This is a genomic window from Streptomyces sp. NPDC043726 (genome assembly GCF_056436565.1).
Map to the genome: position 1 here is coordinate 100,169 of NZ_JBWKCI010000010.1, position 22,213 is coordinate 122,381.

Genomic DNA, 22,213 nt, shown 5'->3' on the forward strand with positions numbered 1-22,213 from the left:
CGCTCACCGCCCCAGGATGCCGTCGATCTCGGCCAACTGGGCTGCGGTGAGCGGCCCTTTCGCCATCGCCCCCGCGTTCTCCTCGGCCTGCGCGACCGTGCGGAACCCCGGAATCGGCACCGTGTGCGGACTACGCGCCCAGATCCAGGCGAGCGCGCCCTGGGCAGGCGTACGGCCGCCGCTGGTCAGGATCTCCCGGATCGCCTCCACCCGCTTCAGCCACTCGGGATCCGCACCGGACCCGGCCGCGAAACCGGGCAGCCAGGCCGGAGGCGCGTTGCGGATGTCCCCCGCGTCGAGCGCCTGCCCCGCCGTCCGCCTCCCGCTCAGCAACCCCATCGCCAGCGGACTGCGGTTGACGCTCGCGAGTCCGAACTCCGCGCAGAGCGCCAGCATTTCGGGTGCGTCCTGCAGCACGTTGAGCCGATGCTGTACGGCCGCGCAGTGGGCGCCCTCCGCGAAGACGGCGGCGCGGGCGGGGTCGTCGGTGCTCCAGGCGTAGGCCCGGACGAGCCCGTCGCGCACGAACTCCTCGCACATGTCACGGAGTTCGGCCGCGCGGTCGGGGTCGGCCTCCGACAGGTGCAGCTGGTAAAGGTCGACGTAGTCGGTGTCCAGGCGCCGCAGCGAGGCGGTCAGGGCGCGACGGGCGTAGGCCGGGGAGTCGTCGCCGCCGGTGAGGGTGCGGGTCTCCTCGTCGAAGACGTTGCCCCACTTGGTGGCGACGATCACGTCGGCCCGGCGCCTGCCCAGCGCACGGCCGAGGACGCGCTCGCTGTGCCCGGCGCCGTAGGTGTCGGCGGTGTCGAAGAAGGTGACGCCGAGGTCGAGGGCGCGCCGGATCGCCCGTACCGACTCCTCGTCGTCGACCCGGCCCCAGCCCAGCGGCTGTCCGTCCGGGTCGGTCCACTCACCGCCGATGGCCCAGCAGCCGAAGCCGAGGGCGCTGACGTCGATTCCGCTGCGGCCGAGAGGCCTGAGGTTCGTCTCCATTGCGTTCATGGCTGCAGACGCTAGGAGTTGAAGCCCACTTCAGGGCAAGTCCCGGCGCGGAGAGGGAACTTCAGAGCAAGTCCGCGCGCTGAGAGGGAACTTCAGGCCTGGCCCGTCTCGAAGCGGCGGATCTTGCCGTCGTCGTCGACCTCGAAGCGCCAGCGGGTGCGCATCTCGCCCCAGGTGTCGTTGCGGTAGCGGGCGAGGAGGGCGTGGCCGCCGTCGGACTCCCGGTCCACCTCCAGGTGACCGTTGGAGGAGAAGATCTCCCGGTCGATCCAGTCGTCGAGGTCACGGTCGGTGCCGTCGTCCGCCATGGTCGCGTCCGGGGTGAGCAGGTCCATGAAGGCCTGCCGGTCGTGCGCGTTGACGGCGGCGACGAAGTCCCGGACGGCTGGGTCGCTGAGGTTCTTCGGTTGGATCGTCATGACCGTCAGACTCACATCGCTCCCGGCACCCCGCCACCCGAACGGCGGCCCGGGCAGGCCCCTCGGGTGTGCGGGGTGCGACGGTGGACACGCGGGAGGGGACTGTTCCTGCTGTCTGTTACGGGAGACACCGTGAGCTCTTACGACCGACGTGATCTGGGTCTGCTCCTGCTGCGGCTGGGTGCCGGCGGGGTACTGGCCGCGCACGGCGCGCAGAAGCTGTTCGGCTGGTTCGGCGGAGGAGGTATCAAGGGCACCGGGCAGTTCATGGAGTCCGTGGGATACCGGCCCGGCGAGGCGAACGCGAGGATGGCCGGCCTCGCCGAGGCGGGCGGCGGCACCCTGCTGGCGCTGGGCCTCGCCACCCCGGCGGCGGGCGCGGCGGCAGCCGGCGCGATGACCGGCGCGGCGGCGGTGCACACCCCGAACGGCTTCTTCAACGCGAGCGGCGGCTACGAGTACGCCGCCACCCTGGGCCTGGCCGCGGCCGGCCTCGCGGTCAGCGGCCCGGGCCGACTCTCCCTGGACCACGCGCTCGGCCATGTCTTCGACCGGGGCTGGATGGTCCCGGTGGCGCTCGCGGCGACGGCGGCGGGGACGGCGGTCGTCGTCGGCATGCGCAACAAGGCGTTGCGCGAGGAACGGGAGGGCGAGCAAGTGGCCCTGTTCGAGGACGAGTTCAAGAGCTGAGGATGTGTGGCCGGGGTTCGCCAAGGAGGGGTTGCCCTGGCCGGGGTTGCCCTCGCCGGGGCTTCCCTGACCCGGGGCTTCCCTGGCCCGGGCCTCCCTGGCCCGGGGCTTCCCTGGCCTGGGGCTTCCCTGCCCCGGGGCGCTGTCAGTGGGGCGTGACAGTCTCGGCGTATGACTGAACAGACCGCCACGCCTCCCGCGACCGACCTGTGGTCCGGCATCGACGAGCTGTACGCCTGGCTGGACGCGAACCGTCCGGTCGACGGCCGGGAGGGCCTGCTCCTGCGCATGCTGAAGCTGTCGGAGGAGGTCGGCGAGGTCGCCGAGGCGGTGATCGGGGCGACCGGGCAGAACCCCCGCAAGGGCGTCACGCACACCTGGGACGACGTACAGGCGGAACTGTGCGACGTCGTGATCACGGCCCTGGTCGCCCTGCGCACGCTGACGCCCGACACCCGGGAGGTGTTCGAGGGGCATCTGGCCCGGGTGCGGGAGCGGTCGCTGGGGTCGGGCAGACCCTGATGCCCCCATGCTTCAGGAGCAGCAACTCCCGCCGCCTGCGTCGTCGTAGAGCCCGGAGCCCCCGCACACCCCGGTCGCGGGCAGTGTCAGTTCGATCCGGCGGGCCGCCTCGGCGTCGCCGGCCAGCGCCGCCGCGATGGAGCGGACCTGTTCGTACCCGGTCATGGCGAGGAACGTCGGGGCGCGGCCGTAGGACTTCATGCCGACCAGGTGGATGCCCTGCTCCGGATGGGAGAGCTCGCCGACGCCGTGCGGTGGGACGGTGCCGCAGGAGTGGACGTTGGGGTCGATGAGCGGGGCCAGTCCGACGGGGGCCTGGAGGCGTTCGTCGAGGCCGAGGCGGACCTCGGAGAGGAACGACAGGTCGGGCCGGAAGCCGGTGAGGACGAGGACTTCGTCCACCGGGTCCAGGCGGCGGCCGTCGTCGGCGATCAGCACGAGCCCGTCCGCGACCCGTTCGACCGCCCGGATCCGGAATCCCGTCGCCGCCTCGGCGTGCCCCTCCTCCACGGCGGCCCTGGCGCGCAGCCCGAGGGCGCCGCGGGCCGGGAGCAGGTCGGCCTCGCCGCCGCCGTACTGGGCGCTTCCGCGGCGCAGGACCCATACCGCGTGGGCGCCCGGGAGGTCGGCGAGCGTGGCGAGGGCCGTGAACGCGGAGGCGCCAGAGCCGACGACGGCGGTGCGGCGGCCCTCGTAACGGGCACGGATGGCGGGGTCGCGGAGGTCGGGGACCCGGTAGGAGATCCGGTCGGCCGCCGCCCTCTCGCCCAGCGCGGGCAGCCCGTCGGCGCCCATCGGGGCCGGGCCGGACCAGGTGCCGGAGGCGTCGAGGACCGCTCGGGCCGTCAGCCGGTCCTCGTGGCCGTCGGCGTGGGTGACGTGCACGGTGAACGGCTGCCCGGAGCGCCCCGCGTCGACGACCCGGTCGCGCCCGGCGCGGGCCACTCCGGTGACGGCGACGCCGTAGCGGACCCGGCCGCCGAGGGCGTCGGCGAGCGGCTGGAGGTAGCGGTCCGCCCAGTCGCCCCCGGTGGGATAGGCGGCACCGTCGGGGCGGACCCAGCCGGTGGGGGCCAGCAGCTTCTCGGCGACCGGGTCGACGAGTTCGGCCCACGGGGAGAACAGCCGGACGTGCGCCCACTCGCGGACCGCGCTGCCCGCGACCGGGCCCGCCTCCAGGACCAGGGGTTCCAGTCCGCGCGCGGCGAGGTGCGCGGCGGCGGCCAGGCCCACGGGACCGGCTCCGATGACGACGACGGGGTACTCAGCCATGACAGCTCCATTGATTCGACATCTGTCGATACAGCACCCACCCTGCCCCTTGATTCGAAGTGTGTCAACATAGACACATGCCGAATCAGGACAGCGCACTGGACGTGGAACCGGGACTGGAAGTGGAACTACTGGAGACGGTCGGCACCGAAGCCGTCCCCTGCTGCCCGCCCCTCACCGAGCGCCCCCTGAGCACGGACGAGGCCGAGCGCACCGCCCGTATGTTCAAGGCGCTCGGCGACCCCGTACGGCTGCGGCTCTTCTCACTGGTCGCCTCGCACGAGGGCGGGGAGGCCTGCGTGTGCGACATCTCCGACGTGGGCGTCTCCCAGCCGACCGTCTCCCACCACCTGAAGAAGCTGAAGGAGGCAGGCCTGCTCACCTCCGAGCGGCGCGGCACGTGGGTCTATTACAAGGTCGCGCCCCAGGTCGTCGCGGCGATGGCGCGGATGCTGGCCCTACGCTGACCGCCCTGCCCCGACCGGGCCCTGACCGCCCTGCCCTGACCGCCCTACGCCACGAAGGCGTCGCCAGACGTTCGCGCCGACGTCGCCACACCCCCGCCCGACATAGGCCAGCATCTATGCCCCCGGGAACCCCGGAACGCTTCGGAGGGGACATGGTGCGACATCGACGGCCCAGGCGACGCCCCCGCCTCGGCCTGGTGCCGGTCGGCGCCGTCGTCACGGCGGCGGGCGTGGCCGTCGCGGGCGGGGCCTGGTTATGGGCCTGGACGGAGGACGATTCGGGCGGCCCCGGGAGTCGTACGGCCGCCAGGGCGCCGGCGGATCCGCGGATCCGGTGCGCGGCGCGGGGGCAGGTGTCGGGGTCGGGTTCGAGCGCCCAGGACAACGCGATGAAGTACTGGATGGCGCAGTACCAACGGGCCTGTCCGGGGGTACGGATCGCCTACAACCCGGTGGGATCGACCGCGGGTGTCTCGCAGTTCATGCGGGGCGTCACGGCGCGGCGGCACCGACGGCGCGCTGAAGCCGGCGGACCTGGCGCGCACCGGGCCGGTGTGCGGGGGCGGGCGCGCGGTCAACCTGCCCACTGTGGGCGGCCCGATCGCGGTCGGCTACAACCTCTCCGAGGTGGACGACCTGGTCCTGGACGCGCCCACGCTGGCCAGGATCTTCGACTCCCGGATCACCCGCTGGAACGACCCCGCGATCCGCGCCCTCAACCCCGGCGCCCGCCTGCCCGACCTGGCCATCCAGTCCGTGCACCGCTCCGACGGCTCGGGCACCACCCAGAACTTCACGGCCTACCTCTCCGCCGCCGCGTCACGGGAGTGGCCCTACCCGGTCTCGAAGTCCTGGCCGGCCGAGGGCGGCAACTCCGCCGACGGCTCGCAGAACATGGCGAGCGAGATGACCGGCACGCTCGGCTCGATCGGCTACGTCGAGCTGTCGTACGCCACGAAGGGCCGCATCCCGACGGTCCGGATCGACACGGGCGCGGCGGAGCCGGTCGCCCCGAGCCCCAGGACCGCCTCGGCCGGGATCGCCGGGGCGCGGATCACCGGGAAGGGGCGGGACCTGGCGCTGCGGCTCGACCACGCGACGCGGGCGCCCGGGGCGTACCCGATCGTCCTGGTCACCTACGAGGTGGTCTGCGCCGAGGGCACCCCGCCCGACACGCTCCCGGCCCTGAAGTCGTTCCTGTCCTACGTCGTCAGCGAGGCCGGTCAGGAGATCCTCCCCGGCATCCACTACGCGCCCCTGCCGGAGAAGGTCGCGAGCCGGGTGCGGGCGGTGGTGGGGGACCTGTCTTAGCAAGCCTGGTTTCTTAGGCGGCCTGTCTTAGGGGCCCGTGAAGGCCTGTCTTAGGCGGCCTGTTTTAGGCGGCCGTGACCACCGTCGGTACCGGCTTCAGGATGTCCCGCACCCGGTGCAGGCCGTCCCGGTCGACGGCGTACCAGACCCAGGTACCCCGGCGTTCCCGGGTGAGCAGTCCCGCGTCGGTCATGACCTTCAGATGGTGGCTGACGGTCGGCTGCCGCAGCCCCAGGCAGTCGGTGAGATCGGCGACGCAGGCCTCACCGGCGGGTGCCCGCTCGATGAGCCGGAGGAGCTGCAGCCGGGTCGGATCGGCGATGGCCTTGAGCACGGCGGCCAGCCGCTCGGCCTCGTCCCGGTCGATCAACAGGCGGGCCAGGGACGATGTGTGAGCTTCCGGTTGGTCGGCGGCGAGCTCCGTATCCCCAGGAGAGACGTTCATCCAACCACCATAGGGCGGTTCCGCCGTACCCTTCGAACAGGGTTGCCCGACCCACGAGTTGTTCACCCACGGTTCACCTTGGCTCCGGCGCGTCCGCTCGCGGCGGACTCCTCGCGCCCGCACTCCAGCCGGTATCCCATGCCCCGGATCGCGTCGATGGTGCACCGGCTGCCCGCCTCGTCCCGGAGCTTGTTGCGGACCCGGCGCACATGCACGGTGAGCGTGTTGCTGTCGAGCTTGTCGGCGCCCCACAGCGCCTTGGTCAGCTCCCTTCGGCTGACGACCTTGCTGGGACGTTCCATCAGATAGCGCAGCAGCAGGAACTCGCGTACGGGCAGGGTGAGCGAGCGCCCGCGGACGTACACGTGAAAGCCCTCGACGTCGAGCTCGATGTCCCCGACGACCAGCATCCGCGGGGCGGCTCCGGCCCGGGCGCCGAGGGTGAGCAGCGGCAGGATCTCCTCGGCCCGGTAGGGACGGGCGACGAAGGCCACCGCGCCCGCCGTCAGCGCGGCGGTGGCCTCCGCGGCGCCCTCCGCCCCGGCGCCCACGATGACGGGCACCGGGTGCAGCCGGGCGATCAGCTCGGTGACCGCGGCGGCGCCGACGACCGGCAGCGGCGCGGCGAGCAGCACGGCCCGGGGGCGGCGGGCGCCGACCTGGAGCAGGGCCTCGGCGCCGTCGTGGCAGACCAGGGTCCGCACGCCCGCGCTGAGGAAGCGGGCGGTGACGTCCCGGGCGAGCTCCGGGTCGGGTTCGGCGAGCAGCAGGTCCGGTGAACGGCTGTCGTCGGAACCGGCGGTGGACGAGGACTCCTTCGGCCCTTGCACCTCCGTCGGTCCGGGTGCCTCGGTCGGTCCATGTGCCTCGGTCGGTCCGTGTGCCTCGGGTGTCACCCGTCGTACTCCTTCACGTGGACGCGCAAAGGGGCGCGGAGCGGAGGGACCTCGGACGGGACATCGGGTCAGCCGAAGCGGCCGGTGATGTAGTCCTCGGTGCGCTGGTCGGCGGGGTTCTCGAAGATCTTTACGGTGGTGTCGTACTCGACGAGCCGGCCGTGCCGTACGCCCTTGTCGTCGACGTCGGCCGTGAAGAAGGCGGTGTAGTCGGAGATTCGGGCGGCCTGCTGCATGTTGTGCGTGACGATGACGATGGTGAAGTCGGCCGCGAGTTCCGCCATCAGGTCCTCGATGCGGGCGGTGGCGATCGGGTCGAGCGCGGAGCAGGGCTCGTCCATGAGGATCACCTCGGGCCGGACCGCGATGGCGCGGGCGATGCACAGCCGCTGCTGCTGACCGCCGGACAGCGCAAGGGCGTTGGACTTCAGCTTGTCCTTGACCTCGTCCCAGAGCGCGGCGCCGGTGAGCGCCTCCTCGACGAGGTCGTCCATGCTGCCCTTCATGCCGTTGACCCGGGGCCCGTAGGCGATGTTGTCGTAGATCGACTTGGGGAACGGGTTCGGCTTCTGGAACACCATGCCGATGCGCCGGCGCACTTCGATGGGGTCGACGTCGGCGTCGTACAGGTTCTCCCCGTGGTAGGCGACCTTGCCGGTCACCCGGGCGCCGGGGATGAGGTCGTTCATGCGGTTGAAGCAGCGGATCACGGTGGACTTGCCGCAGCCGGAGGGCCCGATCATGGCGGTGATCTGGCGGCGTCCGATGAGCATGCTGACATCGCGTACGGCCTGATGGTCGCCGTACCAGATGTCCAGGTCGGATATCTCGAACACCGGGTCGTTCAGGGACGGTTCGGGTCGGCTGCGGCGGCGCTTTCCGAGGGTGACGGCGAGGGCGTGGGCTTCCTCGCCCTGTCCGGGGACGGCGTTTTCGGTCATCGGTATCACCAGCGCTTAGTGAAGCGGTTGCGCAGCCAGATCGCGGCCGCGTTCATGAGGAGGAGAAGGGCCAGGAGGATGACGATCGTGGCGGCGGCGAGGTGGCGGAACTCCTCGCGGGACTGGCTGATCCAGTTGAAGATCTGGATGGGCAGCACGGTGTACGAGCTCTCCAGACCCTCCGGGTTGAACGCCACGTAGGTCACCGCTCCGAGCAGCAGCAGCGGCGCGGCCTCGCCGATCGCCCGGGACAGGGCGAGGATCGAGCCGGTGGCGATGCCGGGCACGGCGGCGGGCAGCACCTGCCGCCAGACGGTCTGCCACTGGGTGGCGCCGAGGGCCAGCGAGGCCTGCCGGATGGACTGCGGTACGGCACGGATCGCCTCGCGCGAGGCGATGATGACGACCGGCAGCACGAGCAGCGACAGGGTGAGTGAGGCCGTCAACACGGTGGTGCCTAGGGAGAGTTCGCGGGCGAGGAGGCCAAGTCCCAGGATGCCGTAGATGATCGAGGGCACGGCGGCCAGGTTCTGGATGTTCAGCTCGATCATGCGGTTGTACCAGCGGTTGGGGTCGGCATACTCCTCCAGGTAGATCGCCGCCATGATGCCGGTGGGCAGGCAGAACAGGGCGGTGAACGCGATCACCCAGATCGTGCCGAAGATCGCGGACTGGGCGCCGGCGCGCTCGGGCCGCCGGATGGAGGGGAAGTTCTCCCACAGCCGTGAGTCGAGCCGCGGCCAGGCCTCCACCAGCACGTAGGTGATGAGGACGCCGAGGAAGACGATGCCCACGCCCAGGCAGCACAGCAGCAACAGCCGGAAGGCGCTCTCGGCGGGCCGGAATCGGGGGCCCGCGAGCTTGCGCGGGGCGGCGTGGGAGGGCGGTTCGGTGACCCGGATCTCGGTGGTCATTCGTACACCTCCCGGTACTTGCGGACCAGCCGGATGCTGATCACGTTCATCACGAAGGTGATGAGGAACAGCAGGGACCCGACGGCGAAGATGGTCTTGTACTCGAAGGACTGCACCGGGACGTCACCCATGCCGGCCTGGGCGATGAACCCGGTCATGGTCTGCATCGCCTCCAGCGGGTTGGCGCTGAGGTTGGCGGTGAGCCCGGACGCGATGGCGACGATCATCGTCTCGCCGATGGCGCGGGAGATGCCGAGCACGCAGGCCGCGACGATGCCGGAGAGCGCGGCGGGCACGACGACCCGCACGGACACGATCCGCTTGCCGGAGCCGAGCGCGTAGGCCCCGTCCCGCAGCGACTGCGGTACGGCGGCCATGGCGTCCTCGGAGAGCGAGGCGATGGTCGGGATGATCATGACGCCCATGACCAGGCCCGCGGACAGGGCGTTCTGAAAGTCGGGCCCGGTGCCGCCCGGCCACCAGTCCTGGAGCCGGGGCGTGACGAAGTTGAGCGCGAAGAAGCCGTAGACGACCGTGGGCACACCGGCGAGGACTTCGAGGGCGGGCTTGAGCGCGGCGCGGACGCGCCGACTGGCGTACTCACTCAAATAGATGGCGGACCCGAGCCCCACGGGCACGGCGACGACCAGCGCGATCACCGTGATCAGCATGGTGGCGCCGAGCAGGGGCAGCACCCCGTACTCGGGGGTGCTGAAGAGCGCGGTCCAGTCGGTGCCGAAGAGGAACTCGCCGAAGCCGACGCGCTCGAAGAAGTCGACGGTGGGCGGGATGAGCGAGACGACGATGCCGATGGTGGTGGCGACGGAGACCAGCGCCGCGACCAACAGCAGGCCCTGGATGACCCGTTCGCCATAACGCGGCTTGGCCCGCCGCAGGGACGGTGTCCCTGCGGGGGCCTTGAGCGTCGGCGAGGTCACTTCACCGATTCCTTGAGCTTGTCGAGGTCGGCCTTGAGCTCGGTCTCCTGCTCACTGTTGAGCGGAATGAACAGGGCGTCCTCGGCGATGGCCTTGTGGTCCTCGACGTAGTACTCGACGAACCCGAGCACTTCCTCACGCTCGAGGGCCTTGGCGGAGGGGTAGATGAACAGGGGCCGGGCGAGAGGCGTGTAGGACCCGTCCTGGGCCGTCTCGACACTCGGCGAGACACACCCTTCACCGCCATCGACCTGAAGGGCTTTCAGCTTGTCGGAGTTCTCCTCGAAATAGGAGAACCCGAAGTACCCGAGCCCGCCGGGAGACCCGGCAACGCCTTGGACGATGACGTTGTCGTCCTCGCTGGGCGAGTAGTCGGTCCGGGAGGCCCCTTCCTCCCCGTTGATCTCGTCGGTGAAGTAGTCGAAGGTGCCGGAGTCGGTACCGGGCCCGAACAACTTCAGTGCCTCGTCAGGGAACTTGGGATCGACTTGGTTCCAGTTGCTGACCTTGGAGTCGGGCTCCCAGATCTTCTTGAGCTGCTCGACGGTGAGGCACTCGACCCAGTCGTTCTCCTTGGGCACGACGACGGTGAGGGCGTCGTTGGCGACCTGGAACTCTTCGTAGGTGATGCTGTTCTTCTCGCAGGCCGCCTTCTCCTCGTCCTTGATGGGACGGGAGGCGTCGGAGATGTCGGTCTCGCCGTTGCAGAACTTCTCGAACCCACCACCGGTGCCCGAAGTACCCACGGTCACCTTCACCTTGGGCTGCTCCTCGGCGAAGAGCTCGGCGGCGGCGGTGGTCAGCGGCGCGACGGTACTGGACCCGTCGACCTTGACCGACCCCGACAGTTCACTTCCCCCGGCGCCTCCGCCGGCACCGTCCCCGTCCCCGTCGTCATCGCCACCGCAGGCGCTCACCGCCAGCATCACAGCCGCCATCAGAGCCAAGGGCGCCTTGGCCCGGCGCAACAAATGAATGTCCACGTGACTCTCGATCCTCGTGTCCGCCGGCTTGCCCGGCCGCGTGGCTTGGATCGAAGCCCGCCTATATGAACTCTCCGCGTATGGGTCGCCACCCGAATGTGAACGATAGTCAGCTATCTATATAGACAGATCTTGTTCCATCATCACGGAAGGGTCACTTGAGCTGCGGCGATGTTGTTCACTTGCAAGTCACGGTGGGTGGGGGGTGGTTGGGGGGGGTGCGCAAGCGGAAGGCGGGCGGATTCAGGCGCCCTCTTCGTCCCCGCACAAGCAGCGGACGACATGGGTCACGTGCTGCACATTGCCCACGGAGTTCCATGTCCCGGGGTTGCCGGTGCCTTTGGAGCCCGTAGTCCGGGCGCACTGGTGGTACCAGCGTTCACCGCTGCTGGCCGTTTCCCCGCGGAAGTCCGGACTTTGGGTGATCCAGCGGGCTGCTTCCCGGGTGGCGCCGGTTTCGCCGCGGTTTTCGGCCCGGAACCTGGCGAGCAGGAAGGAGCGGTCCGTGGTGTACCTGAGCAGTCCGAACGGCGATCGGGCGCCATCGGCGGTTGCCCTGCCGATGTTCCGGGCGGGCAGGGTGCCGTAGTCCCCGTACAGGGTGAGGGGCGCGTAGGGCCGCCGCTGACCCGTATCTCATGCCAGGCGTCCCAGTCCGCGCGATCCGCATCGCCGCGGTCTCGGTCCAACAATCCGTCGACGTTGTCCGGGAAGGCGCCGGAAAGCACGGCGATCGTGCGCCAGGAGGCGAGGGGCACAAGCATGTCGAGCGCGCGCAGTGCTTCTTTGCCGGCGTCGGGGCGGCTGGGGAGGACGGTCTGGAGGTCGAGGAGAAGATCCACCGGTATCGCTTCCGAATGTGTCCTGTCCAGCAAAGCCATGGCGTGTTCGGCGAGTTGGTCGTTCCAGGCGCCGGGCATCCGGATGCGGACGCCGAGTCCGTTGCCACCCGAGCGGGCGCCGTCCATGGCGGCGGCATGGTGGGAGTCGGGTAGATCCGGGTCGGTGACCGGCCGGAGCGGCGTGTGGGACCAGTAGAAGGGGAGCAGGTCCGCGTAAGGGCTCTCGCCGAGATCGGCGTAGGGCGCATCGAGCCATGCGGGGCTGTGCTTCTGCACGGAGGCGACGCGTAGTAGTTCCTTGTCCACCGCTTGTTCGAGCTGGTCGGGGCTTTCGGCGGTGACAACGGGCAGGGTCCACAACGGGGTTGTCCGGTCACGGACCCACGGGGACAGGTCCTTGACCGCGGACACGGCGTGAACCCGCACCGGTAAGACAGGTATGTACACCGACCCGGACATGGCGGCCCCCTCCACACTGCCCCGCAACGGTCTGCGACCAGCGTGAGCTGGAGGGTTGCGGGCCGAAAGGGCGCAATCCGGTCACGTGGTGCGGTGCGTGGACCGGTTTGCGGCGGCAAGGCATACGCCGGTTAGCGGAGGTCTTCCAGGAGAAGGTCGAGTGCCGACTCCTCGTGGAGGGCAATGCCCAGGGCTTCCATGGCGGGGGTCAGTTCGGCATCCCATACGGCTTGCACGGGCGGGCCGGTGAGGAGGAGCTGCGGGGTGCCGTGTACCTGGGTTCGGGTCGCGAGGTATTCGTAGTCCGTTGCCCTCATGCGCCAGGGGTGCGCGCCGTACTGGTCCATCACACGGTTGGCCAGTGCGATGCCGGGCCAGTCGAAGTCACCGTGGTAGGCGAAGGCGCACCCGGCTGCGGCCAGTGCGTCGAGGAGGGTGAGGACGACCGTCGCCGCGCTCCCCGACGTGCAGACCAGCGGCTCGGCGCAGCCTGCCTCGGCGGCGGCTTCGACCACCCGGGGGTTCTCGCAGACGTGGATGCGGGCTCCGGCCGGCATCTGCAGGTGGAGGGCGCGCAGTTCACGCAGGGTGAGGTGGGTCTCCAGGTGGTGGTCCGCGCGTTCTCGAAGGGTTCTCTCGCCCCAGGTCGTGCCAGTCGGTCGTAGGCCGAAGGTGAGCACCGTGCTGGACACTTCGTCCGGTGTGACCGAGGCGAGGCGCCACAGGGCGCGGCGGCCCGGTGCGTCGACGGGGAGTTCGACGCCGGTGGCCAGGGCGATACCGCGCAGGACCAGGCGGGCGAGCAGGGTGCCGTCGTCCAGGCCGTGGGCCGAGCCGGTGGCGCGGGTGGCCAGTTCGCCGCGGCCCCAGACGGCGGGGGTCGGTTCCGCGTTCGTGCCGGGGAAGAGCATGGCCAGCGTCCGGATCGCCTGGTCGAGGATCGTGGTCGCGGTGGGGCCGTCCTGGCGGGTGACGGTGCCCGCGCGTCGTATCTCCTCAAGCCATCGGGCCGTCCAGGGCTGGGTGGCCAGCGATGTGTTCGCGATAGCCGTCTCCGCGCCGGACCACACTCCGGCCCGCTGTGCCGCGGCGGCGTCCCGGGCGGCTCGGCGGTCGGTGAGGGCCGGGCCCAGTGCCGCCAGCGTCTCGGCCAGGCCGCGGCCGGCCGCGCTGGCGCGCAGGCGGGCGTCCAGGTCAGGCAGGCGGATCGTGGCGGTGGAGACGGTGAGTGCTCTGCCCAGCAGGAGGGAGAGGGCCTCGCGTTCGGGTGCGTCGAGGTTCTGGAGTTTGATGGTGCCGGTTGGCTGCAGGCCGTTGCGCTCGAGGCGGGTGCGGGCGGCCGTCCAGAGGCGGGCGAGGCCGGGCCGGTTGATGAAGGCCAGTGTCTCGGCGTTCAGGGGTGTCCTGTCCAGCGCTCGAGGGCTCGTCATACCGACACCAGCAGCGCTCGGGGGCTTGTCATACCGACACCAGCCGCCTTTGCCGCCCGTTCCACATGTAGTGGAGGGTCGCCACACCTCTGACATGGGGATCACGCAGGCACTCGTAGATGTGCAGGGACGGCACATCGGGCCAGTTGCCGATCAGGCGTTCGCTGGTGAGGACGAAGTCGAGGTCCAGGTCGACCAGGATGCGGCCAAGGCGCGCATGGGTGGGTTCGTCGACCTTGGCGAACGCGTCGTCCAGCAGGATCAGCCGCGGCGCGTCGGGAGCTGTCTCGGCGAGGCTGGTGAAGTGGGCGGCCGCGGCGGCGAAGAGGACCAGGTAGGACAGGACTCGCTGTTCGCCCTGGCTGAGTCCGGTGCGGCCGGAGAGTTTGCGGCGGCTGCCGGGGGCGGCGTCGTTGACCACCCAGGGCGTGAAGGTGAACCAGTCCCGGTAGTCGAGGGCCGTGCGCAGGTGGGCCGCGTAGCCTGTGCCGGGGTCGGCGCGGCGGGCGTCCTCGATACGACGCTGGAGTACGTCTCGGAGCTGGTCGGACTGTTCGTGGGTGCGCAGGCCGGACGGGCTGCGCAGGAGGTCGACCGCCGCTTTGACGTCGGCCTCCACGCCGTCCGCCAGTTTCCAGTCGAGCGTGACGCCCAGACCGTGTGACGTACGGACCGTGGACAGGGTGCCGTTCAGAGCGGCTACCAGGGCGCCCGCGGACAGGACCTGGGCGGAGAGATGGTCGCCGAGCTCTCCGGTGAGGAAGCGCTGGAAGACCTCCCGCTCCCGCTCCGTCAGCCGTTCGCGGGCCTCGGTCGCCTGGGCGGCGATGCGCTGACCGACCGTGGCGATGTCGTGCAGGCCGTGGTCGTCGACGAGACGGCAGATCTTGATGCCGTCGTGTTCCTCCAGGGTGGCGTCGTAGCCTCCGGAGAGCTTGTCGCGCAGGTCCGTGTGGCGGTTGAGGATCGTGGTGTCGGAGACGTCGCGCCGCTCGGGGTCCAGGCGGTGTCGTACGGCGTCGACGAGCAGGCGCAGGGATGTGATGCGCTCGTGTGCGCCCTCGCGGAATGGGTACGGGTCGCCGTCCTCGGTCGTGCGCTTCTCGGCGTCCTCGGAGGAGCGGATCTCATCTCCCTCCGGCTCTGCCTCCGCCTCTGCCTCCGCCTTCGCCTCCGTAGGCAGGTCGAGGCCCGCGCCCCTGGTCACGCCCGGCAGGGACAGCGCCGTACGCAGTCTCCTGCCGCTGGCGACCGCCTCTGCCTCCTGCGTGGCCAGTGCCTCTCTCCTGACCCTCTCGTCGCCTTCCGCGAGCACACGTTCGTCATGGACGGCGTTCAGGTCGCGCTCAGCGCCGGGAAGTTGGCGCCCGACGGCCTCCAGCCGTCGCTTCGCCTCGTCCTCGCGGGCGAGGATCTCCTGTTCCGACGCGCCGAGCGCCTCCTCCAGAGCCTTTACCGTGCGACGGGCAGCGTCCAGGCGCGCGAGGGGCTCGGCGTAATCGGATTCCGCTTCCCGGGTGGATGTCAGCGCCCGCGCGTAGTCTGCGCGACCCTGGCTATGGGTGTCGGCGGAGGAAATGACCGCGCGCAGCCGCCTGCGCAGTTGGTGGGTGCCCGCGCCGAGGCGGTCCAGGCAGAGGCGTACGGCGTCGAGCGCGGCCGGGTCGACCGGGAGGTCGTTGGCGCTCGCGGTCGCCTCGGCCTCGCGGCGGGCGGCGACCGCGCGGCCGCGTGCCTGTTCCGCCTCGCGGGCGGCGGTGGACGCCTTGCCGGCCAACACCTGGGCGGTGCGCTCGGCCTCGGCGGTCCGGGCCCAGGCGTCGGTCAGGGGGCGTGCCGTGGGCGGGTGGCTCAGGACGTCGGTGACTTGTGCGCGGTGCTCCGTGAGGATCCGCAGGTCATGCTGTTGCCGCGCCAACTCCGCCTGTGTGGCGCCGAGTTGCCGGTCGAGTTCGGCAAGGGCACGGCGGCGGGTCTCGGCACGTACCTCCGCGCCGACGTATTGGGCGGTCTGCTTGGTGTGACGACCGCGGGCGACACCCAGCTTCCAGAAGCCGTCGGTGCCGATGGCGGACTCTGCAGTCGAGCCGGCGGATCCGTCGGTGACTAGAGCCACCGTGTGAAGTACGCGCTCGACCTGTTCGGTCGTCACACCGCTGTCCGGTGCGGGGACCGGGCGCAGCACCTGGGCAACCACCGGTCCTACGGGCCGTGTGCCGGGGGTGAGGAGGGTGTCCCGCGTGGCCGGGTCCACGACGGTGCCGTCGGCGCACACCCAGGCGTCGAGCAGGCCGCTGGCTTCGAGTGCGGCTTCCAGTCCCGCCCGGGCCGCGGCCTCCAGGTCATCGGCGAAGTCCACGAGCCGGTACAGGGGGGCGCCGGTGCCGGGGGTGCGCGGTGCCGAGCGGTAGGGCGGGGGCGGGGGCTCGGGGTCGGTGCGGGCTTCCCAGTCGCTGCGCTCACGCTGCAGGCGGTCCTGTGCGGTGGTCAGCTCGCGGATCGCCAGCGCACGTGTGTCGCGTTGTTCGCCCAGTTCCGCAAGCCACGGCTCGACGGCCGAGCGGGCTGTGTCGGCCACCTCATCGGGGGCATGGGCGGGCAGCGGGCCTTCCGCCGCGTCGTGGGCGGTCAGGGCGTCGACGGCGTCGAGGGATACGCCGGTCAGGCTCCGCAGCCGCTCGGTCCAGGTGCGTACCGCTTCCGCGTACGCCTCCCCTTCGCGTGCTGTCTCCTCCCGTCGGTCTGCGGCCTGCGCACGGGCCCCGTCCGCCTGCTCCTCCAGGCTCTCCCGGGCCACATCGGCCTGGTGCGCCGCTGCCTGGGCCCGACGTGCCTTGTCGATGAGCGCGGTCAGTTCGGTCACGGCTCGGGCGCGGTTCCTGATCACCGGTCCCGCGGCTTCCAGCTGGGTGTCCCAGGCGTGCAGCGCGCCCGTGCAGGCCTCAGTGTCGACGCCGAGGACCTCGCTGTGCCGTACGAGATGGAAGTCGCCGTCCGGGGAGGTCAGTTCGGCCATCGCCGCACCCGCGACCGGCATGGTGGTGACGGCCCAGGGTTCACCCAGGTGCACGGGGTCGAGCCCGGACCGCTCCGCCTCGCGCCGCAACTCGCCGTATGCCGTGCCGAGTTCGGCCAGGTCCGCGCCGAGCCTTCCAGCTTCCTCGGTGAGACGCCGTCCTGTCTCCTCTTGGGCGCTGTGGGCCTGACGCAGCGCTTTGAAGGCGGCCGCCGCCGCGCTGTGCAGGGCGGTCACCGTGGCGCGTTTCTCGCCGAGTTCTTGCAGGCTGCGGTAGGCGGCGCTGGCGTGCAGGGCGGCGAGGTCCGTCTCGGCGGCGTCCGCTTCCGCCTTGAGGAGGTCGAGGCGGGCGGTGAGTTCGTCCTCGCTCGCTCGGAGCTTCGCCACCTGCTTGACGGCCTCGCCCGCCAGACGCCGATGCTCCGCGAGCCGTTCCAGCTCGCCGCCCACCTCGTCGGTCCGGCGGCGCAGGGTGCCGTGGAGGTAGCCGCGGTAGCTGGTCAGGAAGGTCTGCAGGGCCTCGTCGGTGCGCTCCAGGCGCCCGAGGTCGGTCCGTACGGTCTCCAGGTCGTCGAGGTTGCGGGCCACCTTCTCCACGACCTCGTCGTCGAGCGCGGGCAGCGTCTCGGCGAGGACGGAGACCAGACCGCCCGCGTCGATGCGGTCGCCGATGGTGGGCCGGCGCAGGCGGTGCAGGAGGTGCAGCAGGTTGCGGTAGCGGGCGGGATCGGTGAGGCCGAACAGGTGGCGGGCGACCCGGGCCCGGTGCTCCACGGCACGGTCGGTGACGTTGTCCGGGCCGACGAGCGACTTGAGTTGGTCGAACGGCAGCGGCTGACCGGCGGGGGCCAGGTGCAGCTCCTCGCCCACTCGCAGCGGGGTGACGAAGAAGAGCGGCTTGGCTGTCCTGGTCGACTGGGAGGCGCGGATGGCCGCTCCGATGGTGAGGTGGTGGGCGTTGCCGTCCTCGTCGGTGCGCGCGAACTCCACCCACAGGTAGCCCAGCCGATTGGTCTGCTCGAATCCGTCCAGCATGAGCCAGAGGAGGGTGGTGCGCCCGGTGCCGGTCGCGTCCAGGGCGCGGGCGTCGCCGTCGAGCAGGTAGGGCAGCAGCATCTCCAGGGCCTTGGACTTGCCGGCGCCGTTCTTGCCGCGCAGCAGCAGGCGGCCGTCGCCGAAGGCGAACTCCTGCTCGTCGTACTGCCAGACGTTGCGGATGCCGGCGCGGTGCAGACGGTAGCGGTGCGGGGAAGGGGGGCGGTTCACCGGGTCGGCTCCTCGGGGTTCTGGGAGACGTCGTCTGCGTGCGGGGGTTCGGGACGGGAGGTGGTGGCCATCGTGGTGGCGGACCGGTCTGCTTGCGGGGGTTCGGGACGGGTGGTGACGGCCACCGTGGTGGCGGACCGGTCTGCTTGCGGGGGTTCGGGACGGGTGGCGACGGCCACGGTGGTGGCGAACCGGGCGGCCGCGGCGAGCAGCACCCAGCCGTCCGCGCTGTGCTGTCCGCGGGCGCCGGAGACGTCGGTGACGGACCGGCCGTCCAGCGCTGCGTCCTCGTACCCCTCGGGCAGGCCGTGGCCGTCGGCGCGCACCGGACCGGCGGGTGCCATCAGGCGCATGCGGACCAGCAGGTCGACTACGGCGGCCAGCAGCCCGCCCCGGTCTTCGACGAGTCCCCGCTGCCAGTTGCTGCGTCGGCCGTACTCCTCGACGAGCTCATTGAGGAGCTCAGCCAGGAGCCCGTCCGGGACGGGAACGCCGATGACCAGCCGGCCGCCGACCGCGGGGTGGCCGGGATCCTCGGGACGCAGCCGCTCGACCAGGCGTCCCACCAGCAGCAATGCTGCCTGGGCGACGGTGCCGGTGCCGGGCAGGTGCACGTCGGTGAGGTCACCGTCCGGATCGACGAGGGCAATGCCCTCGGCACGGATCTCGGCCTCCAGGCCCAGCAGTTCGGAGAAGGCCTGGGACTCCCGCCGCTGTCGGGTCCGCAGCCACTCCCGCTCGGCGCCGGTAAGGTCGTCGAGGTGGACGGCGGGGGTTTCGACGAGACGTCTGCGCACGTAGGTACGGGGGCCGCCGAAGCCGGGGTCGGCGGCGCGCCGGACGAGGTCCGCGCCGTCGCGGCTCTGTGCCAGTGGTCCGGCGACGACCGCGCGGGCGATCTCACGGTCCACGGTCAGCAGCGCCTCGCCGCCCCGCTCCTCGGCGACGGCCGAGACGTGGCCTTCGGTCTCCGTCAGCACGCCCCAGTCGACAAGCTGCCGCAGCGCGGCGGCGAGCGTGCGCCGCTCCGCCTGGCGCCCGGCGTCGCTGATCTCGATCCCGGCGTCCACGGCTGCGGCCCGCAGGTCGGCGACGAGCTGGGAGAGCAGGAGCTGCTCGGGGGCAGTGACGAGGACGGACAGGGCGAGGGTCAGGCAGGCGTACGTCCGTGGCGTGAACGGCGTGCCCGTGGAGGGCCGCTCCAGGCGGTGGCCGGAGCCGGGGCCGAGGCCTGCCTTGAACAGTCGGGCGTACGACGCCTCGACGAGGAGCCGGTAGCCGAACACCTGCTGGAAGCGCTGGGCGAGCCAGTCGGCGTGCCGGCGGATCAGCGGGAAGGTGTCACTGTGCGGGCCGGTGCTGGTGACCAGGGGGTGGGCCAAGAGCAGGCGGGCGGCGGCTCGGCGTTCGGCGGCGAGTGCCACGTCGAGGGTGGAGGGCAGGGCCATCAGGCGCTCGCCTCCTCGGCCGAAGCGGGTACGGAGGCGCTCTCGACGGCCAGGGTGAGGTCGTCCACGGTCAGATCACCGTCCACGGAGCGCAGGAGGGTGTGCCGGCCAGGGGTTCGCCACGCCGTCAACCGGATGCCCAGATCCGCATCGCCCGCCTGCGCGCCATAGAGGTGCAAGTGATCTGCTTCCTTCTTTAGCTGGGCGTTGCCGAGAGCGGCGGTGAGAAGCTCAAGCAGGAACCGCATGGCCGCGGAACCAAGCCGGACCTGATCGAATCGGCCGGACGCACTGCGCAGCTCGGCGGCGGCGGCCTGACGGGCGGCGACCTGCTCGCGCGCTTCCTCGACAAGCCGACGCTTCTGCTCGCCGTGATCCTCCACCGCCGCCGACCGCCCGCGCGGGGCGCGACTGCCCCGCTCGCGCAAAGCCACCGGAACATCCACGACAGGCCCGGTCCACCAGCTCACATACGCCGGTACGGACTGATCGGGATCCGGCGCCACACCCAGATGCCGTGCCCCGTACAGTCCGAAGGCGGCGACCGCGATGTCGTGGGCCTCCTCGGGCTCAGCGGCATCGAACCATGCGGCAAGGCGGAGGAGGTCCTTGCGGCGGGACATCTCCCCCGACGCCGAGCGCAGCATCCGTTTGGCGTTGGCGAGCAGCGACTGCAGGGCGCGCAGGGTCGCGTCCCGAAGCTGGTCCACCTGGCTGCCGTGCCCGTCGCTGTTCGCGAACCAGTCGCGCAACCCTTCCCAGTCGGCCAGTTCCCGCCCCCGGCTGCGCTGGACCCGCGTCTCGGGCATAGCGTCGGAGAGTGCACCGAGCCCTGTGGCATGGGCATCGATGCGGCTCAACAAGGCTGGCAGGTGCGGCCAGATGGCCCGCAGGTGGGCGGCGATGCGCGGGGCGCGGAAGGACACATCCTCGGTGATCGCTTCCACGTAGTCGAGCAGCAGCTCCTTGAACCCCTGGTACTCGGCGCCGTCGAGGTCGTAGCGGGCGAGGACCTGGCCGAGGTAGGCGTAGAAGTCCCGGACCGATTCCGCGAATTCGGCGAACTGCGCGAAGAGGGTGCTGATCTTCTCCAGTGCCTGCTGCGGGTCCGTGCCCCCAGGTGCGGCGGCCAGCGCGGCGATTTCCTGAAGCCCTCGGTCGACGAGGGTGAGCAACTCACTACTGACCTCACGCGCGGCGTCCCCCGCCGCCAGCACCTCGTCGGCGTCGCGCTGCACGCGCTCACCCAGCTTGGACAACTGGTAGCGGGACCGGGAGCGTTGATACTCGGCAATGCTGCTCGCCGTAACCGTGTGCGTGCTGCGCAGCAGATTGCCCCACCGCACGAGCTGTTCGAGGCGGGCGGTCAAGGTCTCCGCGCCCAGCGCAGCCGCCGGATGCCCGGCCTGCGCCAGCTTGCCGACCACATCGGGGACGGCGAGGTCCGCGAGCAGGGTGCCGCAAAAGACCCGCATCACCGCGACGTACTCGAGCCGCTCGGGAGCACTGAGGTAGGCGTAGGCGCTCAGCCGCTGCCAGGTCTCGCCGGCGCTCGCATCGCCGGACCGCTCCTCGTGTGGTTCTTCGTGCAGTTCGTCCCCCACCATGCTCTCGAGCGTACGGACCGGCACTGACACTCCGGAGCGGGTTCGAGGAATTCCGGCTGGACCGGGCGGGTGATACGCACACGTCGGTGGCCAGGGCGAATACGGCTGAGGCCTGCACGGGCGGCGCTGAAGCCTGCGCTGGCGGCGGTGACGCCGGGCAGCGCTGTCTGCCGGGCGTGCGCCGGGATGCGGTGCACGAGCGCGTCGGCGACCGCCGGCGCGCGACAGGGGAAACGGGCACCCCGATCCCCCGGCGGCACGCGCCCGCCCGTTCGCCCGCCGTCCCCTGCCTTTCTTTTTGTTCTGGGGCGAGTGTGGGGGTGTGCAGAGGGGGATGTCGGGCTGGCCACCTGGCGATGGATGCCTTGGTGACCTGCGGATACGCCATCCGCGGCGCGGAAGGCTACGGCGACTGTCGCGGGGTGGGTGGGCGGGGATGTCAGCCCAGATGTCAGGGGCGTTGTCGCATCGTGACGATGGTCGGGCCTTGGTGGTCGCAGGTGTGGTCGGGGTCGGCTTTTCCTGACCTGAAGCGCGTCGAGGCAGGTGATGATCCACCGGGCCTCGTCCGCGTCCTCGATCCGGCCGCGGTCATGGCGGCGGTCACCGCGCTCTCCACGTCGAACGGGTCCTCTGGTGAACTCGGCGGCGAGGGCCTGGTAGCCCGTGGCGAGCATCAGGTCCGCGTACTTGCCGGTCGCTTCGGCGAAGGAACGTGCCTCGGCACTGTCTGTGCGCAGGCCAGCCATGCGGTGCAACACCAGGTCAGGGTCGCTCAGTTCGCTGTGCAAACGGTGGGGCCGGTCAACCAGGAGGGGTCAGCCGCAGGTCAGTTCGTGGATGCGGTCCATGCGGTCCTCCGTGTGGAACATCTCGACTCGCTGGGCCCACCTCGCAGGCCGCCGCGGTCGTGTCGGCGCAGCACGACGGGGGCGGCTTGGTGGGCTCGTTTACCTGGCAACAGGGAACCTTGCAAGGCTAGTTGGATGGGGCCGACGACGAGGGCGACAGCACGGGTTACGCCCGACGTGCCGGAAAGCTGTGTCTCGGCCTGGACGACGGCCTCCCGGCAGGTTTCCGGAGGTGACGAGTAGTTGGCGAAGTCGCCAATGCCGAAACGCCGTTCAGCGACACTCCGCCGGTGAGTTCCTGCCGGTAGGCATGTGCGGGCCAACAGATCGGCGAGGCTTCACACATGCCCCCTTCACAACACTTGTCCTGTGTTTGCCAGTTGCCACGTCATGGGCATTCTGTATGGGTCTGATCACCTGCGTGGGTGCAGCCTTGGGGGGCCGATGTCACGAGGGGACGTCTCGACGGGAAAGGGCACCACCAGATCGGTCGC

18 protein-coding genes and 1 pseudogene are annotated in these 22,213 nt (G+C 70.9%); 4 read left to right on the forward strand and 15 right to left on the reverse strand.

Annotated elements, in window-relative coordinates:
- Positions 1-3 precede the first annotated feature (3 nt).
- The gene (locus tag AC068Z_RS27965) at positions 4-993 is read right to left on the reverse strand and encodes an aldo/keto reductase (RefSeq protein WP_478562066.1); all 990 of its coding nucleotides are present in this window, start codon (positions 991-993) and stop codon (positions 4-6) included.
- Positions 994-1,094: 101 nt separating this feature from the next.
- A complete protein-coding gene (locus AC068Z_RS27970) occupies positions 1,095-1,421 on the reverse strand; it encodes a nuclear transport factor 2 family protein (RefSeq protein WP_478561275.1) in 327 nt (108 codons plus the stop codon).
- 132 nt (positions 1,422-1,553) lie between these two features.
- Between AC068Z_RS27970 and AC068Z_RS27975 the strand changes: the two genes are divergently transcribed.
- Both AC068Z_RS27975 and AC068Z_RS27980 read left to right on the forward strand, forming a co-directional pair.
- Complete coding sequence (locus AC068Z_RS27975; RefSeq protein WP_478561278.1) at positions 1,554-2,111, forward strand: DoxX family membrane protein; 558 nt, start codon at positions 1,554-1,556, stop codon at positions 2,109-2,111.
- Positions 2,112-2,282: 171 nt separating this feature from the next.
- Positions 2,283-2,633 carry a MazG-like family protein gene (locus AC068Z_RS27980; RefSeq protein WP_478561281.1) on the forward strand — a complete coding sequence of 117 codons (351 nt, stop codon included), beginning with the start codon at positions 2,283-2,285 and terminating at the stop codon, positions 2,631-2,633.
- A gap of 12 nt (positions 2,634-2,645) precedes the next feature.
- Here AC068Z_RS27980 and AC068Z_RS27985 read toward each other — a convergent pair whose 3' ends face one another.
- Entirely contained in the window at positions 2,646-3,905 is a 1,260-nt protein-coding gene (locus AC068Z_RS27985) for an FAD-dependent oxidoreductase (RefSeq protein WP_478561284.1), read from the reverse strand.
- A 77-nt stretch (positions 3,906-3,982) separates the two neighbouring features.
- Between AC068Z_RS27985 and AC068Z_RS27990 the strand changes: the two genes are divergently transcribed.
- Positions 3,983-4,372: an ArsR/SmtB family transcription factor gene (locus AC068Z_RS27990; RefSeq protein ID WP_478561287.1), complete on the forward strand. Its 390-nt coding sequence runs from the start codon at positions 3,983-3,985 to the stop codon at positions 4,370-4,372.
- Between the two features lie 468 nt (positions 4,373-4,840).
- The gene (locus AC068Z_RS27995) at positions 4,841-5,683 is read left to right on the forward strand and encodes a substrate-binding domain-containing protein (protein WP_478561290.1); all 843 of its coding nucleotides are present in this window, start codon (positions 4,841-4,843) and stop codon (positions 5,681-5,683) included.
- Between the two features lie 64 nt (positions 5,684-5,747).
- Here the strand turns inward: AC068Z_RS27995 and AC068Z_RS28000 are convergent, their stop codons facing one another.
- From AC068Z_RS28000 to AC068Z_RS28055, 12 genes and pseudogenes are all read right to left on the reverse strand, one after another.
- Complete coding sequence (locus AC068Z_RS28000; protein WP_478561293.1) at positions 5,748-6,128, reverse strand: ArsR/SmtB family transcription factor; 381 nt, start codon at positions 6,126-6,128, stop codon at positions 5,748-5,750.
- Between the two features lie 62 nt (positions 6,129-6,190).
- Positions 6,191-7,024: a winged helix-turn-helix transcriptional regulator gene (locus tag AC068Z_RS28005; RefSeq protein ID WP_478561296.1), complete on the reverse strand. Its 834-nt coding sequence runs from the start codon at positions 7,022-7,024 to the stop codon at positions 6,191-6,193.
- Between the two features lie 68 nt (positions 7,025-7,092).
- Positions 7,093-7,965 (reverse strand): phosphate ABC transporter ATP-binding protein PstB, encoded by an 873-nt coding sequence (pstB, locus tag AC068Z_RS28010; protein ID WP_478561299.1) that lies wholly within the window; start codon positions 7,963-7,965, stop codon positions 7,093-7,095.
- Positions 7,966-7,970: 5 nt separating this feature from the next.
- Entirely contained in the window at positions 7,971-8,879 is a 909-nt protein-coding gene (gene pstA, locus AC068Z_RS28015) for a phosphate ABC transporter permease PstA (RefSeq protein WP_478561302.1), read from the reverse strand.
- Positions 8,876-9,817: a phosphate ABC transporter permease subunit PstC gene (pstC, locus tag AC068Z_RS28020; protein WP_478561305.1), complete on the reverse strand. Its 942-nt coding sequence runs from the start codon at positions 9,815-9,817 to the stop codon at positions 8,876-8,878. Before pstC ends, pstA begins: the two co-directional genes overlap by 4 nt.
- Positions 9,814-10,800: a PstS family phosphate ABC transporter substrate-binding protein gene (locus tag AC068Z_RS28025; protein ID WP_478561308.1), complete on the reverse strand. Its 987-nt coding sequence runs from the start codon at positions 10,798-10,800 to the stop codon at positions 9,814-9,816. The genes pstC and AC068Z_RS28025 overlap by 4 nt, the downstream gene beginning before the upstream one ends.
- A gap of 243 nt (positions 10,801-11,043) precedes the next feature.
- Positions 11,044-11,400 carry a beta family protein gene (locus tag AC068Z_RS28030; RefSeq protein WP_478562069.1) on the reverse strand — a complete coding sequence of 119 codons (357 nt, stop codon included), beginning with the start codon at positions 11,398-11,400 and terminating at the stop codon, positions 11,044-11,046.
- 20 nt (positions 11,401-11,420) lie between these two features.
- Positions 11,421-12,101 (reverse strand): annotated as a pseudogene (locus tag AC068Z_RS28035) (beta family protein); the annotation flags it as partial.
- A gap of 131 nt (positions 12,102-12,232) precedes the next feature.
- Positions 12,233-13,531 (reverse strand): TIGR02679 family protein, encoded by a 1,299-nt coding sequence (locus AC068Z_RS28040; protein WP_478561311.1) that lies wholly within the window; start codon positions 13,529-13,531, stop codon positions 12,233-12,235.
- Positions 13,532-13,559: 28 nt separating this feature from the next.
- Positions 13,560-17,813, reverse strand: a complete 4,254-nt coding sequence (locus AC068Z_RS28045; protein WP_478561314.1) for a TIGR02680 family protein — start codon at positions 17,811-17,813, stop codon at positions 13,560-13,562.
- Positions 17,810-19,261, reverse strand: coding sequence for a TIGR02678 family protein (locus AC068Z_RS28050; protein WP_478561317.1), 1,452 nt, complete (start codon positions 19,259-19,261; stop codon positions 17,810-17,812). The genes AC068Z_RS28045 and AC068Z_RS28050 overlap by 4 nt, the downstream gene beginning before the upstream one ends.
- Entirely contained in the window at positions 19,261-20,868 is a 1,608-nt protein-coding gene (locus AC068Z_RS28055) for a TIGR02677 family protein (protein WP_478561320.1), read from the reverse strand. The genes AC068Z_RS28050 and AC068Z_RS28055 overlap by 1 nt, the downstream gene beginning before the upstream one ends.
- Positions 20,869-22,213: the final 1,345 nt, after the last annotated feature.

Excerpts from the sequence above, each read along its gene's own strand:
- AC068Z_RS27965 (WP_478562066.1), bottom strand. The coding sequence starts at position 993 with ATGGAGACGAACCTCAGGCCTCTCGGCCGCAGCGGAATCGACGTCAGC.
- AC068Z_RS27970 (WP_478561275.1), bottom strand. The coding sequence starts at position 1,421 with ATGACGATCCAACCGAAGAACCTCAGCGACCCAGCCGTCCGGGACTTC.
- AC068Z_RS27980 (WP_478561281.1), top strand. The coding sequence starts at position 2,283 with ATGACTGAACAGACCGCCACGCCTCCCGCGACCGACCTGTGGTCCGGC.
- AC068Z_RS27985 (WP_478561284.1), bottom strand. The coding sequence starts at position 3,905 with ATGGCTGAGTACCCCGTCGTCGTCATCGGAGCCGGTCCCGTGGGCCTG.
- AC068Z_RS27990 (WP_478561287.1), top strand. The coding sequence starts at position 3,983 with ATGCCGAATCAGGACAGCGCACTGGACGTGGAACCGGGACTGGAAGTG.
- AC068Z_RS28000 (WP_478561293.1), bottom strand. The coding sequence starts at position 6,128 with ATGAACGTCTCTCCTGGGGATACGGAGCTCGCCGCCGACCAACCGGAA.
- pstB (WP_478561299.1), bottom strand. The coding sequence starts at position 7,965 with ATGACCGAAAACGCCGTCCCCGGACAGGGCGAGGAAGCCCACGCCCTC.
- pstA (WP_478561302.1), bottom strand. The coding sequence starts at position 8,879 with ATGACCACCGAGATCCGGGTCACCGAACCGCCCTCCCACGCCGCCCCG.
- AC068Z_RS28040 (WP_478561311.1), bottom strand. The coding sequence starts at position 13,531 with ATGACGAGCCCTCGAGCGCTGGACAGGACACCCCTGAACGCCGAGACA.
- AC068Z_RS28050 (WP_478561317.1), bottom strand. The coding sequence starts at position 19,261 with ATGGCCCTGCCCTCCACCCTCGACGTGGCACTCGCCGCCGAACGCCGA.
- AC068Z_RS28055 (WP_478561320.1), bottom strand. The coding sequence starts at position 20,868 with ATGGTGGGGGACGAACTGCACGAAGAACCACACGAGGAGCGGTCCGGC.